Genomic DNA, 14,616 nt, shown 5'->3' on the forward strand with positions numbered 1-14,616 from the left:
GTGACATCCGTCCACCACCTCCCGGGCACCGGCGCGGCCGGACCCGACGCGGTCATCGGCGCGCTCGGCGGCCTCGGCCGGCACATCGACTGCACCGGACTGCGGGGCCTGGCCCTCGAAGGGCCGCAGGTGCTGTGGCTCGTCATGGGCGGCGCCCTCGACCTGTTCGCGGTCGACGCGGTGGAGCAGGGCCACTGGCACTTCCTGGGCCGCCTGGAGCCCGGCACCCTGCTCCTGGGCCCCGTCGAGGGCCCGCGCCACACGCTCATCGGCAGACCGCTGCGCGAATGCGTACTGCGCCGCATCCCGCTGCGCGAGCTGCACCGCCCGTACGACACGGAGTACGGCGCCTACGAGGGCCAGTACCCCAGTCAGTACGACACCGGCGACGCCGCCCTGAGCCTGCTTGAGCACGCCTTCTCGCTCGGTGTCGGGCGCGGCCAGCGTGTGCTGTTCGAGGCCCCGCTCGACGGCCGTACGACGGTCGACGAGACGGTGGCCGACGACGACGTCCTGTGGCTGCCGATGTCCCCCGGCAGCGTCCAGTACGGCGCCGCGTTCAGCGCGGAGGCGGCCGGTGACCTGCTCGTCGACGGCGCGCTGTGGCAGGGCATGGTCAACCGGCAGTACCGCCTCCTGTCCGCCCTCGACCGCTGGATCGAGCGTCTTGAGCGCGCCCACGAGGACCGGGCGGCGGCCGGGATCAAGGCGGGCGAGGCCGTCCGCGACGAGGCCGACCGGGCCCTGGTGACCTCCATCGGCCGCCCCCGCAAGGCGAGTGGGGCCAAGACCGCCGCCGGGGACGACGCCACGTACGCGACCTGCCGGCTGGTCGCCGAGGCGGCCGGGATCACGCTCACCGAACCGTCGCGCGGCGGCGCGGTGAGCGAGCGGATCGACCCGGTCGAGCGCATCGCGGTCGGCTCGCGCATCCGCACCCGACCGGTCCGTCTCGACGGACGCTGGTGGCGCGAGAACGCCGGCCCCCTGGTGGGGTACCGGGCCGCGAGCGGAGCCCCGGTCGCGCTGCTGTGGCGCCGGGGCGGCTACGAGGCCGTGAACGCGGTGACCGGGCGGCGCACCCGGGTCGGCGACGCCAACGCCGAGGAGTTCGAGCCACGCGCCGTCATGTTCTACCGGCCGCTGCCGGACCGGCCGTTGAGCACCTGGCGGCTGTTGCGCTTCAGCCTGCGCGGCACCCGCGCCGACCTGCGCAATCTGGTCCTCGCCGGTCTGGTGACGGTCGGGCTCGGCGCGCTGGTGCCGCTGGCGACCGGGCAGGTGCTCGGCGTCCTCGTACCCCGGGCCGAGAGCGGTCTCATCGTGCAGGTCTCGCTGGCCGTCATGGTCGCCGGGATCGTCGCGGCGGCCTTCACGCTGCTGCAGAACCTGACCATCCTGCGGATGGAGGGGCGGATCGAGAGCACGCTCCAACCGGCGGTGTGGGACCGGCTGCTGCGGCTGCCGACGAAGTTCTTCGCCGAGCGCTCCACCGGTGAGCTGGCGAGCGCGGCGATGGGGGTCAGCGCGATCCGCCGGGTGCTCTCGGGCATCACCCCGGTCGTCGTCCAGTCGGTCACGGTCGGCGTCGTCAACCTCGTCCTGCTGCTCTGCTTCAGCGTCCCGCTGGCCCTGACGGCGGTGGCGATGCTGATCGTCATCGCGGGCGTGTTCCTGGCCCTGGGGATGTGGGAGCTGCGCTGGCAGCGCCGGCTGGTCGCGCTCGGCAACAAGCTCAACAACCAGGCGTTCCAGACCCTGCGCGGACTGCCCAAGCTACGGGTCGCCGCCGCCGAGAGCTTCGCGTACGCGGCGTGGGCACGGGAGTTCGCCCGCAGCCGCGAACTCCAGCAGCGGGCGGACCGCATCAAGAACGTGACGACCGTCCTCAACGCGGTGTATCTGCCGCTGTGTTCCCTGGTCGTGTTCGTGCTGCTGGCGGGACCGGCGCGAGGATCGCTCTCGGCCGGGGCCTTCCTCACCTTCAACACCTCCGTGACCATGCTCCTGACAGCGGTCACCCAGCTCACCGGCGCGTTCCTGTCGGCCGCCGCCGCGCTGCCGATGTACGAGCAGATCAAGCCGGTGCTCCACGAGGCGCCCGAGACACCCGGCACCAGCACCCAGCCCGGCGCCCTGACCGGCGAGATCGAGGCCAGGAGCCTGTCCTTCCGGTACGGCGACGACGGACCGCTGGTCCTCGACGAGGTGTCCCTGAAGATACGGCCGGGAGAGTTCGTGGCGATCGTCGGCCCCAGCGGCTGCGGCAAGTCGACCCTGCTGCGTCTGCTCATCGGCTTCGACAAGCCGGTCTCCGGCAGCGTCCTGTACGACGGCCAGGACCTGACCGCGCTCGACGCGGCGGCCGTGCGCCGCCAGTGCGGTGTGGTCCTGCAGAACGCCCAGCCGCTGACCGGCTCGATCCTGGAGTGCGTCTGCGGCGCGGAGGTGTTCAGCCAGGAGGAGGTGTGGCAGGCGGTGGCGATGGCGGGTCTGGCCGAGGACGTCCAGCGGATGCCGATGGGCCTGCACACCATGATCGCCGGTGGCGGCGCGGTCTCCGGCGGCCAGCGCCAGCGCCTGATGATCGCCCAGGCCCTGGTACGGCGCCCGCGCATCCTGTTCTTCGACGAGGCGACGAGCGCGCTCGACAACGAGACCCAGCGCGTCGTCATCGAGAGCACCCGCGCCCTCAACGCCACCCGTGTGGTGATCGCCCACCGCCTCTCGACGGTCCTGGACGCCGACCGCGTGCTGGTGATGTCCGAGGGCCGGGTAGTCCAGGAGGGCCCGCCCGCCGAACTCCTGGCGGACACGGGCGGACACCTCCATGAGCTGGTACGGCGGCAGCTGCGCTGATCCCCTGAGGACTGTGTGACGATTCGTCAGAAACTCGCCTGCGCCCACACATCGGCCCGGCCGACCGACTCCAGGGCGTACTTCGTGCAGTAGAGGTGGCGGATGTACTCGATGGCCGGGTCGTGGACGCGGAACTCTCCGGCGGGATACAGCACCGTCAGCTCGTACGAGCGCTCGCGGTTGATGTTGCCGTCCTTGGCGCGCCACTGGCCGCGTCCCTCCTGGATGGTCAGGCCGGAGGGGAAGCGGGGCGTGATCACGTCGGCGACGAACTTCATGAACTCGTCATCGGGGATGGGCGGCTGACCGCCATGTCGGCCGGAGCCGAAGTAGAGGTGGGTGGCGATGTACGGGCTGCCGTGTCCCTGGGTCGGCCGCGACGTCGACGCCGACGGGGCGGCGGTCCCGTAGGCGACGTCGGAGGTGGGGCCCTGGGTGACGAAGAGGAGCGCGACCGCCACGAGGGCGGCGGCCACGGGCGTCGACAACCGTATGTGCAGCATGGTGTCCCTGTCTGTTGGTCCGGTGTGGGTGTTTCTCCGTGGCGAGCCGTCGGCCGGGGCGCGTTCACCGGCGGCCGGTCGCCGACCGCGTACGCGTCAGGGGGAGCCCGGGCCGCCGGGCACGCACTCCAGCAGGAAGGCCGCCGCGTCCCGCAGATTCACCGGGGCGTCGGCGCGGCCGAGGAGCTGGGCGGCCGTCCGGACGAGCGTCTGCGTCGTGCGCACGGAACCGATCGCGCCCGCGCGCGGGGCGATGTCCACGATCAGGTCCTCCGCCTCGGCCCAGGCCCCGGACCCGACGAGCGCGGCCAGCAGTTCGGCGGTGAACAGATGCCGGTAGGAGGGGCCTGGAGCCGTGGCCGCCTCGTACAGGAGAGGGACGGCCGTGTCCCACTCGCGCAGCCGGGCGTGCACCCAGCCCTGGTGGCCGAGCAGTTCGGTCTGGTCGATCCACCACGCCCAGTGCGGGTCGTCGGCCGAGACGCCGTCCAGGAACCGGCTCTGGGCACGGGAGATGAGGTCCACGGCCTCCCGGCGGCCGCCCAGCAGGGCGCTCGCGTGCGCCTGGCGGATCAGGACGAGGCTGCTCACCCTGGCGGGCAGCGGCCGGGGCCCGGCCACGCGGGCGGCGCTCTCCAGGGCGCGCCCGGGGCGGCCGGTGTGGGCGTCCAGCATGCTGTCGTTCAGGAGCACGAGGCGCGCCATGCCGCGGTCGCCGCAGAGTTCGGCGAGGGCCAGCGCCCGGGCGTTCATGCGGTGGGCGCGACCGTAGAAGCCCGCGTCGAAGAGGATCCAGCCGACGACCTCGCACAGTTCGGCGAGCGCCGCGAGGAGGTCGCTGTCGTGGCCGCGCAGCCGGTCGGGGTCGGCGCTCAGCTGCCGGACCGTGCGTACGGCCTCGCGCACGGCGGGCACGGCGGCCGTGGCACCGTGCTCGGCGTCGAGGGCCACCAGTTGCCGCACCGTGCGCAGCGCGAACGGAATCAGCGCGCCGGGCTCGTCGTCGGGGGCCGATGCGGGGCGCGGGCGGTTCTCGGACACCGTGCGGGACCGTACGGTCATGAGGTGAGCGGCGCGCCGGAGCGCCGGGGGCGGGCCTGGGCGAGGGCGGTGAACGACGAGGCCACCTCGGTCAGCCACTCGACCTCGTCGCGGAAGTCGTCGTACGGCGGCCGTGCGGGGATGTCGGACGCGTCGGCCCGTTCGGCCCGCTCCTCGGCCGGGATGCTCAGCACGGCACGCACCTGGAGCGCCTCACCGAGCGGCGAGGTGGGGTCGTCGGGCAGGTCCAGCGAGCGGGCCTCACGGGAGAAGTCCGCCAGGGACAGCGTGGTGCGCAGCATCAGCTGACCGTCGCGGATCTCGATGACGCGCCGGTAGAGGCTGTAGTGCGGATCGCGCGGCGGGATGAGGTCGCGCGGCCAGCACCGGGGCGGGTCGAGGGCGATGTCGGGCGACGCCTGGTACAGCGCCCACCACAGCGGTCGCAGCGCCAGATACGAGCGGTAGCTGCGCAGCCAGCCCAGCGCGCGGGTGAGATGGATGCCCCAGGACGGGATGGTCCACCCCAGGATCTGGAGCAGCGCCCCGACGCTGCCGCAGGTCCACTGGACGGGGTCGAGCGCGGAGGCGTCGAAGTGCAGCCTGGTGCCGGCGATCTGGATGCTGCGCGTGACGCAGTAGACCATGATCAGGCTCGCGCCGACGGTCACCGTACGCATACCGAACCGCAGCCATTGCCGGTTGGCCATCTTGGTGAAGCGCAACGACAGCCGTACGGTCTCGAATTGCCCGATGCCGCAGATCAGGAGGTAGAAGGACATGTACAGCGCGTAGTGGCCGTCCTGAATGCTGAGCAGGATCGTCGATGTGGCCGATTTCGACTTGGCGAACGGGGTGGCCACGAACGACGCCACGAAGAGCACGGCCAGCGCGACGCCGAAGAACAGCATCCGGCGCCGGGCCCTGAGCGGGGCCTCTTCGGGCGGCGAGGACCAGTAGACGAGAACCACCTGCTGCGCGGCGGTGAGAACGACCACCGCCACCTGGACGATCAGCGAGGTGATGTTGGGGCGGCCGAAAAGCGCGGAGATGTGCAGCCGCAGAACGTCGAGGTCGACCAGGAAACTGATCCCGGAGCAGAGGAAATACGTGCACAGCGCCCACAGCGCCGGGTCGTTCCTTCTGCGCAGCAGATCCGGCAGGCGATAGGCGAAAGCCGCGAGTCCGCCGATGGCACAGGTCCACGACAGGAATCCATAGACGTCGTTCATCCGTGATCCGGTTTCCCGACGCCGTTCTCGATACGCGCGACGATCTCCGCGGCCTCCGCCGGCACGCCCCAGGCGGGTTCGAGCCATCGCTTGGTGGCCCTGGCCAGGATCAACGAGGCCATCATCTCGGCCTCCTGCTCCTCGTCGTCGCTGTAGCGGGAGCGCATCAGCATGCCCTTGACCACGCCCGGGTCGACGTCCGAGAACAGCGGGCCGGTCGCGCTCTCCTCGAATTTCACCGAGCCGCGGTGCTGGAACGCGATATGGGCCAGTTCATGGGCGATGATGTGTTCCTTGTGCGACGCCGAGGCCGCCTTCTCGTACGCGATGATGTCGAAGTCGTCCATTTTCAGCCAGAGACCGAAGAGATGGCGCTCCGGGAACGGCATCGGGATCAGATGGATGGGGCGCTCGTTCTGCGCACTCAGATAGCGGTGGAGTTCATCGATACCGCAGCCGTGATCCATACCCCACCGGTCGAGCAGAGCCTCACACGTCTGGCGAACCTTTTTCAGGCGACGCCTGCGCCGACGGTCCTCCGGCGACGGCAACGCGGAATCGGACACCTTCATCCCCGGCCCTGACCTCGCTGATTCAACACGCCCACGATTCAGGGGTCCCGAACCCCGAGCAGACAACGCGGCCATGATGCCACACGGTCAACTCGCAGACGATTGGCGCGAGTTCGTCCGGTGTACGCGTTGGCGTGAATTCGCCCCTCGCATATCAACCCAGAAAGCTCAGCCTTACCTGCCGCTGCGGGTTGTCCCTGTTCGTGTCGACCAGGCACACCGCCTGCCACGTCCCCAGCTCCAGCCGCCCGGCCACGACCGGAAGCGTGGCGTGCGGCGGGACGAGTGCCGGCAGCACGTGGTCACGGCCGTGCCCGGGGCTGCCGTGCCGGTGCTGCCAGCGGTCGTCGGCCGGAAGGAGCGTGTGCAGCGCCGCCAGCAGGTCGTCGTCACTGCCCGCGCCCGTCTCCAGAATGGCGATGCCGGCCGTGGCATGGGGGACGAAGACGTTCAGGAGACCGTCCCGGCCGCCGGCCGCCTCCTGGAGGAAGCGCTCGCAGTCGCGGGTCAGATCGATGACGGTCTCGGAGCTTCCGGTGGTGACTCGGAGTACCTGGGTGGTGAAGGCATCGGGCATGCCTCCATCCTGCCGCCCGGTCCCCGGTCCCGCTCAGGGACGCCCCGGTACCGCGCGGGTACGGCCCGGGTGTCGCGCCGGGAAGATCTGCGCGGCCCCCTTGGTTAGTGGAACCGTGAACGACTTCGTGGCGCAGGAAGCGCGGGACGTGGACGTGGTGGTCATCGGCGCCGGGCAGGCGGGTCTGTCCGGTGCCTATCATCTGCGCCGGGCGGGGCTCGTACCGGACCGCGACTTCGTGGTCCTCGACCACGCGCCCCGGCCCGGCGGCGCCTGGCAGTTCCGCTGGCCCTCGCTCACGTACGGCAAGGTGCACGGGATGCACGCGCTGCCCGGCATGGAGCTGACCGGCGCGGACCCGGCCCGGCCCTCCTCGGCGGTGATCGCGGAGTACTTCGCTCGCTACGAGGACACCTTCGGGCTCCGCGTCCACCGGCCGGTGGACGTGAGCGCGGTGCGCGAGGGCGAGCGCGGGCGGCTGCTCGTCGAGACCTCCGAGGGCGGCTACGCCACGCGTGCGCTGCTGAACGCGACCGGCACCTGGGACCGGCCGTTCTGGCCCCGCTACCCCGGCCAGGAGACGTTCCGGGGGCGGCAGCTGCACACCGCGAACTACCCGGGACCGGAGGAGTTCGCAGGTCAGCGTGTGGTTGTGGTGGGCGGCGGGGCCTCGGGCACGCAGCATCTGATGGAGATAGCGGATTACGCGGCCGCGACGACCTGGGTGACGCGGCGCCCGCCTGTGTACCGGGAAGGGCCCTTCACCGAGGAGCTGGGGCGGGCGGCGGTCGCGCTGGTCGAGGAGCGCGTACGGCAGGGGTTGGCGCCGAGGAGTGTCGTGTCGGTGACGGGGCTGCCGCTGAACGACGCGATCGTGGCGGCGCGGGCGAAGGGTGTGCTGGACCGGCTGCCGATGTTCGACCGCATCACTCCGGACGGGGTGGTCTGGGACGACGGGCGGTCGGTGGACGCGGATGTGATCCTCTGGGCGACCGGGTTCCGGCCGGTGATCGACCATCTGGCTCCGCTGAAGCTGCGTACGCCGGGTGGCGGCATCCAGATCGACGGCACGCGTGCGGTGCGGGATGCGCGGGTCCATCTGGTGGGGTACGGCCCCTCGGCTTCGACGATCGGAGCGAATCGCGCGGGGCGCGCGGCGGTTCGGGAGATCCGGGCGTTGCTCGGGCGGACGCGGGCGGCGGCGGATGCTGGTTGACCTCTGGGTCGTATGCACAGTGCGGGCCGTCTTGGGCTTGTCGCGCCCACGCGGCGGAGCCGCACATGTCACAGCCCCGCGCCCCTGGAAGCATGGCGGGGACGGGGTGAAGCCGGCCCGTCGGCCGCGCCCCCGAAAAGCGGCCGGGACGGGGCAGAGCTAACCCGCCGACTTGCTCCGACGGGCGTTGAACTCCCTTACGTTCCGCTGTTGTTCCGCGTAGTCGGCCGTGAAGCGGGTGTCGCCGGGAGCCACCGTGACGAAATAGAGCCAGTCGCCCGGGGGCGGGGTGATCGCCGCGTTCAGGGCCTGCTGGCCCGGGTTGTCGATCGGTGTCGGTGGCAGACCGCCGCGCGCGTAGGTGTTGTACGGGCTGTCGGTCCTGGTGTCGGCGCGGCTGGTGGCCAGGGTGGAGCGGTTCAGCGCGTAGTTGAGTGTCGAGTCCATCTGCAGCGGCATGCCCCTGGCCAGCCGGTTGTAGATGACCCGGGATACCTTGCCCATGTCGGCGGTGGTGTCGGCCTCGGCCTGCACGATGCTGGCGACGACCACCGTCTGATAGACCGTCATCTTGTTGCGCCCGGCACCGGCCGAGATGTGGTCCTTGCCGAAGCGTTTGTTGGCCGCGTCGACCATGTAGGCGAGCAGTCCGCTCGGGGTGGTCTTCTTGGTCACCGGATAGGTGGCCGGGAAGAGATAGCCCTCCGGGTTGCCGCCCGCGTCGGGCGGCAGTTCCAGTCCGGCCGACGTTGCCGCGCGGCGGGTGGTGCCCGGGGTCAGGCCGAGGCTCTTGTCGACCGCCGCGTACACCTGCCCGGCCCGCCAGCCCTCCGGGATGACCAGGGATTTCACCTTGCCGCCGGTCTCGCGCAGCACCAGGACGAGCACCACGGCGCCCACGACGAGCACCAGGGCGAGCGCGGCGAGCAGCAGTCGACCGCGGCGGGTCAGCCGGGTCCGGGTCCCGGCACTACGCGTGGACTCCGTCATACGGGCACGGTATCCCGGCCGACCCGGCCCGGTCAGGACCGTCGCCCGCCCGGCCCACCGTCATGAGGCGACCGGCGCCAGGCGGGCGTCACGGCGGACCAGGGCCGCGTACCGGCCGTCCTGTTCCAGCAGTTGCTCGTGCGTCCCGCGCTCGGCTATGCGGCCGCTGTCGAGGACCACGATCTGGTCGGCGTCGCGGACGGTGGAGAGCCGGTGCGCGATGGTGAGCGTGGTGCGGCCCGCCGAGAGCGCGTCGATGGCCTGCTGCACCGCGTGCTCGGTACGGGTGTCCAGCGCGCTGGTCGCCTCGTCGAGGATGAGCACGGGCGGGTCGCGCAGAATCGTCCGGGCGATGGCGAGCCGCTGCTTCTCGCCGCCGGAGAACCGGTAGCCGCGCTCGCCGACCAGGGTGTCGTAGCCGTCGGGCAGGGACGCGATGTGGTCGTGGATCTGGGCCGTGCGCGCGGCCGCCTCCAGCTCCTCGTCGGTGGCGTCCGGCTTGGCGAAGCGCAGGTTGTCGGCGACGGAGGCGTGGAAGAGGTAGGTCTCCTGCGAGACCACGCCGACCGCGCGCGCGAGGGTGTCGAAGTCCAGGTCGCGGACGTCGACGCCGTCCAGGGTGACCCGGCCGCCCGTGACGTCGTACAGCCGGGGCACCAGGTAGCTGAGCGTGGACTTGCCGGAGCCGGTCGGGCCGACGACGGCGAGGCTGCCGCCGGCGGGCACGGTCACGTCGACCGCACTCAGCGTGGGGCCGCTCTTCTCGTCGTACGCGAAGTCGACCGACTCGAAGCGGACCTCGCCGCGAACCTTCTCCAGCCGGACGGGGTGCTCGGCCTCGGTGATGTCGACCGGCAGGTCGAGGTATTCGAAGATGCGCTGGAACAGCGCGAGCGAGGTCTGCATCTGGACGCCGGTGGAAAGCAGGCTCACGGCGGGCCGGAACAGGCCCTGCTGGAGCGAGACGAAGGCGACCAGCGTGCCGATGGAGATCGAGGGCCCGCCCGACTGGAGGGCCACCCCCGCGGCCCAGTAGATGACGGCGGGCATGGCGGCCATGACGATGCCGATGGTCGACATCCGCCACCGCCCGGCCATGCTGGAGCGCACTTCGAGGTCGACGAGTCGCTCGGACTCGGCCGCGAAGGACTTCGTCAGCGAGTCCGAGCGGCCCATGGTGCGGCCGAGCAGGATGCCGCTCACCGACAGGGACTCGGTGACCTCGGCGGCCATCGCGGCCATCTGCTTCTGGCGCTGGGTCGTGATCTTCTTGCGCTCGCGCCCGACCTTGCGGCTGATCCAGACGAAGACCGGCAGCAGCAGGAGCGAGACGGCGGTCAGGCGCCAGTCGAGGGCCAGCATGGCGACGACGGTGGCGATGACGGCCGTGAGGTTGGAGACGAGGGAGGTCGCGGTGGAGGTCACGGTCGCCTGCATGCCGCCGATGTCGTTGGCGATGCGGGACTGGACCTCACCGGTCCGGGTCCTGGTGAAGAAGGCGAGCGGCATCCGCTGCAACTGCGCGTAGACACCGGTGCGCAGGTCGTGCATGACGCGCTGGCCGACGGTCGTCGAGATCAGCGTCTGCAGGACGCCGAAGACGCTGTTGACGACGGCGGTGAGGATCATGCCCAGGGCGAGCAGGCTGAGCAGGCCGGTGCGGCCCTGCGGAATGGCGACGTCCAGGATCTCGCGCAGCAGGAACGGCGAGGCGACCGAGACGAGCGAGGACGCGCCGACGAGCAGGCCCACGACGGCGAGGCGGCCGCGGTAGGGGCGGAAGAGCCGCAGGATGCGGCGCGTCTGCCCGGGCGGCTGCTCGCGAACGCGGTCACGGGACGGGGGCGTCCAGGAGGATTCTTCGGGGTGCATGAGCTCCTTCGACAAGGGGTGAGGCGACAGGACGGCGCCGACAGCGCGGCCGTGACGGCCATCGCGACGACGCCACCGACAAGACTTTGCAGAGCATAGCTCACTGTTACCTATACTCACAATGCACATGGTCCTGATATTGTTCCCGCATGAGCACTACCGACGCCGACGGCATGCTGGCCGAACAGCTGCTCCGGCTCACGCGCAGACTGCACCGCATCCAGAAACAGCACCTGGAGCCGGTCGGCATCACCCCCGCCCAGTCCCGGCTCCTGCGCATGGTGGCGCACCACGAGGCGCCGCCCCGCATGACCGATCTCGCCGCTCGTCTGGAGGTGGTCCCGCGCGCCGTGACCAGCCTGGTCGACGGCCTGGAGGAGAGTGGGAACGTGCGCCGGGTCCCCGACCCGAGCAACCGCCGGGTGGTGCGGATCGAGCTCACCGACACCGGCCGGCAGACGCTGCGTGCGCTGCGCGGCGCACGCCGGGGCGCGGCCGAGGAGATCCTGGCGCCCCTGACCGCCGACCAGCGCGAGGTGCTGGGCGGTCTGCTGTCCGCTCTGGTCGACGGAGTGCCGGAGCGCCGCTGCTGAGGGGATTCGCCGCATGCCGCTCCTGGAGCCGACGCCGCAAGCACTGCGACCCCCGGGGCTGCGCGCCCCCTCCCCCGACCGCGTCCCGGACCGGCTGGCGGACGGCACACCGGAGCCGCTGCGCGGCGAGCTGACCGCGCTGCTCGGCGCCGACAAGGTGCTGTGGAGGATCTCCGACCTGGTGCGCTACGCCTCGGACGCCAGCCCGTACCGCTTCGTCCCCCAGGTCGTGGTGGTCGCCGAGGACATCGACGATGTCTCCGCCGTGCTCTCGTACGCGCACGGCAAGGGCCGCGAGGTGGTCTTCCGCGCGGCCGGGACCAGCCTCAACGGGCAGGCGCAGGGCGAGGACATCCTGGTGGACGTGCGCCGCCACTGGGCAGGTGTGGAGGTCCTGGACGGCGGCGCCCGCGCCCGGATCCGGCCCGGCACCACGGTCGCCCGGGCCAACGCGGCGCTCGCCCGGTACGGGCGCGTGCTGGGCCCCGACCCGGCCAGCGCACTGGCCTGCACCATCGGCGGGGTCGTCGCCAACAACGCCTCGGGCATGACGGCGGGCACCACCCGCAACTCGTACCGGACGCTCGCCTCGCTCACCTTCGTCCTGCCGGGCGGCACCGTCGTCGACACCGGCGATCCGCGCGCCGACGAGGATCTGCGGCACGCCGAACCCCGGCTCTGCGCGGGCCTGCTGGCGCTCAAGGCGGAGATCGAGGCGGACCCGGAGCTGACGGCCCGGATCCGGGCCAAGTACGAGATCAAGAACACCAACGGCTACCGGCTCGACGCCTTCCTGGACGGTTCGACGCCGGCGGAGATCCTGCGCGGCCTGATGGTCGGCTCCGAGGGCACGTTCGGCTTCATCTCCGAGGCCGTCTTCGACACCGTGCCGCTGGAGCGCGAACTCTGCACGGCGCTGCTCTTCTTCCCCACGCTCCCGGCCGCCGCGGCCGCCGTGCCGCTCTTCGGCCGGGCCGGGGCGCTCGCCGTCGAGCTGATCGACGGCAACACCCTGCGCGCCTCGGTCAGCGTCGCGGGCGTGCCGGCGGACTGGGCGGCGCTGCCCAAGGAGACGGCGGCGCTGCTCGTGGAGTTCCGCGCCGCCGACGAGAAGGGCCGCACGGCGTACGAGCGGGCGGCGGCCGAAGTGCTGGCCGGGCTCGAACTGGTCGCGCCCGTCGCCTCGGTGACCAATGAGTTCACCCGCGACGCGCGCACGATCGCCGGGTACTGGAAGGCCCGCAAGGCGTTCGTGGCGGCGGTGGGCGGCGCCCGGCCGGCCGGTACGACCCTGATCACCGAGGACTTCGCGGTGCCCCCTGCCCGGCTCGCCGAGGCCTGCGAGGCGCTGCTCGCGCTCCAGCGGGAGCACGGCTTCGACGCCGCCGTCGCCGGGCACGCGGCCCACGGCAACCTGCACTTCCTGCTCGCCTTCGACGCCTCCCGACCCGACGACGTGGCCCGCTACGCCGCCTTCATGGACGCGTTCTGCCGACTGACCGTGGAGCGCTTCGACGGCTCGCTCAAGGCCGAGCACGCCACCGGCCGCAACATCGCGCCGTTCCTGGAGCTGGAGTGGGGGCCGAAGGCCACCGAGCTGATGTGGCGGACCAAGCAGGTCATCGACCCGGACGGGGTGCTCGCGCCCCGGATCGTCCTCGACCGCGACCCACAGGCCCATCTGCGCGGCCTCAAGACCATCCCGAGGATCGAGGCGGGCGGCGACCCGTGCATCGAGTGCGGCTTCTGCGAGCCGACCTGCCCCAGCCGCGACCTGACCACCACACCGCGCCAACGGATCGTGCTGCGGCGGGAGATGACGCGGCAGCCCGTCGGCTCGCCCGTCGAGGAGGCGCTGCTCGACGCATACGGCTATGACGCGGTGGACACCTGCGCGGGCGACTCGACCTGTGCGCTCGACTGCCCGGTGGGCATCGACACCGGCGCCCTGATGCGGGAGTTGCGCCATCGGCGGCACAGCGCGCGCGAGGAGCGCGCCGCGGCTCTCGCCGCCCGTCACTTCACAGCCGTCGAGTCCTCGGCGCGCCTCGCGGTCGCGGCGGCGCGCACCATCGGCGACCGCCTCGGTGACCGCGCCCTCGCGCGCGTGACGGGCCTCGCCCGCCGGGCCGTCCGCCCCGATCTGGTGCCCGAGTGGCTGCCCGAGATCCCGGGAGCGGCCGCCCGCACCCTGCCGCGTACGCGTCGGGTGGGCGCGGTGGCCGTCTACTACCCGGCGTGCGTCAACCGGATCTTCGGCGAACCCGAGGGGCACCGGGGCCCGTCGCTGCCGCAGGCCCTGGTGGCGCTCGCCACGCGCGCGCGGCGGCCCGTATGGATCCCCGACGACGTGCCGGGCACCTGCTGCGCCACCATCTGGCACTCGAAGGGGTACGCCGAGGGCAACGCGGTGATGGCCAACAAGATCGTCGAGGCCGCCTGGGGCTGGACGGCGGGCGGCACACTCCCGCTGGTCGTCGACGCCTCGTCCTGCACGCTCGGCATCGCGCGCGAGGTGGTGCCGTATCTCACCGACGACAACCGGGAGTTGCACGCCGCGCTGACGGTCGTCGACTCCGTGGTCTGGGCCGCCGAGGAGCTGCTGCCCCGGCTCACCGTGCTGCGCAGGGCCCGCTCAGCGGTGCTCCACCCGACCTGCTCCATGCGGCATTTGGGCGACGAGCCGCAGCTGCGGGCCGTCGCCGAGGCGTGCGCCGACGAGGTCGTGGTGCCGCACGACGCCGGGTGCTGCGCCTTCGCGGGCGACCGGGGGATGCTGCACCAGGAGCTCACGGGGTCGGCCACCGCGCGCGAGGCCGCGGAGCTGACAGGCCGTCATTTCGACGCGTACCTCTCGGCCAACCGGATGTGCGAGATCGGCATGGAGCGGGCGACGGGCCACGGTTATGTCTCGGTGCTCCTGGAGCTCGAACGGGCCACCAGGCCGGGGCCGGAATACCTGCGCCGCAGCTGAACCGACCCGCATCCGGCGGACGCCCCGACCCGTCGTGACGTACGCCTGACGTATCGTCAGTGACCCGGCCGCGCCACTCCCCCACGCCTCCCACGCCCCGGACGGATCCGGACGTACCGTGACGTCGTGCAGCGGTGTACCTCCCCGGGGCTGCCCCTGGCGTCGACAGGCCCCCTTGCGCGGCAGC

11 protein-coding genes are annotated in these 14,616 nt (G+C 71.9%); 4 read left to right on the top strand and 7 right to left on the bottom strand.

Annotated features, from left to right (window positions below; genetic code table 11):
• Positions 1-2,859 carry an NHLP bacteriocin export ABC transporter permease/ATPase subunit gene (locus tag ACGFRG_RS04965; protein ID WP_393261384.1) on the top strand — a complete coding sequence of 953 codons (2,859 nt, stop codon included), beginning with the start codon at positions 1-3 and terminating at the stop codon, positions 2,857-2,859.
• Positions 2,860-2,885: 26 nt separating this feature from the next.
• Here the strand turns inward: ACGFRG_RS04965 and ACGFRG_RS04970 are convergent, their stop codons facing one another.
• The 5 genes from ACGFRG_RS04970 to ACGFRG_RS04990 form a co-directional block, all read right to left on the bottom strand.
• Positions 2,886-3,347, bottom strand: a complete 462-nt coding sequence (locus tag ACGFRG_RS04970; protein ID WP_393261386.1) for a DUF3574 domain-containing protein — start codon at positions 3,345-3,347, stop codon at positions 2,886-2,888.
• Positions 3,348-3,458: 111 nt separating this feature from the next.
• Positions 3,459-4,403, bottom strand: coding sequence for a DNA-binding protein (locus ACGFRG_RS04975; RefSeq protein WP_393261388.1), 945 nt, complete (start codon positions 4,401-4,403; stop codon positions 3,459-3,461).
• A 17-nt stretch (positions 4,404-4,420) separates the two neighbouring features.
• A complete protein-coding gene (locus tag ACGFRG_RS04980) occupies positions 4,421-5,635 on the bottom strand; it encodes an MAB_1171c family putative transporter (protein WP_361426843.1) in 1,215 nt (404 codons plus the stop codon).
• Positions 5,632-6,201 carry a toxin gene (locus tag ACGFRG_RS04985; protein WP_393261390.1) on the bottom strand — a complete coding sequence of 190 codons (570 nt, stop codon included), beginning with the start codon at positions 6,199-6,201 and terminating at the stop codon, positions 5,632-5,634. The genes ACGFRG_RS04980 and ACGFRG_RS04985 overlap by 4 nt, the downstream gene beginning before the upstream one ends.
• 160 nt (positions 6,202-6,361) lie before the next feature.
• A complete protein-coding gene (locus tag ACGFRG_RS04990; protein ID WP_393261393.1) occupies positions 6,362-6,784 on the bottom strand; it encodes a secondary thiamine-phosphate synthase enzyme YjbQ in 423 nt (140 codons plus the stop codon).
• Between the two features lie 115 nt (positions 6,785-6,899).
• On the opposite strand from ACGFRG_RS04990, the gene ACGFRG_RS04995 reads away from it, so the two are divergent.
• Positions 6,900-8,000, top strand: coding sequence for an NAD(P)-binding domain-containing protein (locus ACGFRG_RS04995; RefSeq protein ID WP_361426862.1), 1,101 nt, complete (start codon positions 6,900-6,902; stop codon positions 7,998-8,000).
• 159 nt (positions 8,001-8,159) lie between these two features.
• Here ACGFRG_RS04995 and mltG read toward each other — a convergent pair whose 3' ends face one another.
• On the bottom strand, positions 8,160-8,990 hold the full coding sequence (mltG, locus tag ACGFRG_RS05000; RefSeq protein ID WP_393261396.1) for an endolytic transglycosylase MltG: 831 nt from the start codon (positions 8,988-8,990) through the stop codon (positions 8,160-8,162).
• Positions 8,991-9,050: 60 nt separating this feature from the next.
• The gene (locus tag ACGFRG_RS05005; protein WP_393261398.1) at positions 9,051-10,862 is read right to left on the bottom strand and encodes an ABC transporter ATP-binding protein; all 1,812 of its coding nucleotides are present in this window, start codon (positions 10,860-10,862) and stop codon (positions 9,051-9,053) included.
• 149 nt (positions 10,863-11,011) lie between these two features.
• Here ACGFRG_RS05005 and ACGFRG_RS05010 point away from each other — a divergent pair, with 149 nt between their 5' ends.
• Together ACGFRG_RS05010 and ACGFRG_RS05015 are read left to right on the top strand one after the other, a co-directional pair.
• Positions 11,012-11,455, top strand: a complete 444-nt coding sequence (locus ACGFRG_RS05010) for a MarR family winged helix-turn-helix transcriptional regulator (protein WP_393261400.1) — start codon at positions 11,012-11,014, stop codon at positions 11,453-11,455.
• Between the two features lie 13 nt (positions 11,456-11,468).
• Positions 11,469-14,429, top strand: a complete 2,961-nt coding sequence (locus tag ACGFRG_RS05015) for an FAD-binding and (Fe-S)-binding domain-containing protein (RefSeq protein WP_393261402.1) — start codon at positions 11,469-11,471, stop codon at positions 14,427-14,429.
• Positions 14,430-14,616: the final 187 nt, after the last annotated feature.

This window comes from Streptomyces sp. NPDC048696 (genome assembly GCF_043198895.1).
GTDB lineage: Bacteria > Actinomycetota > Actinomycetes > Streptomycetales > Streptomycetaceae > Streptomyces.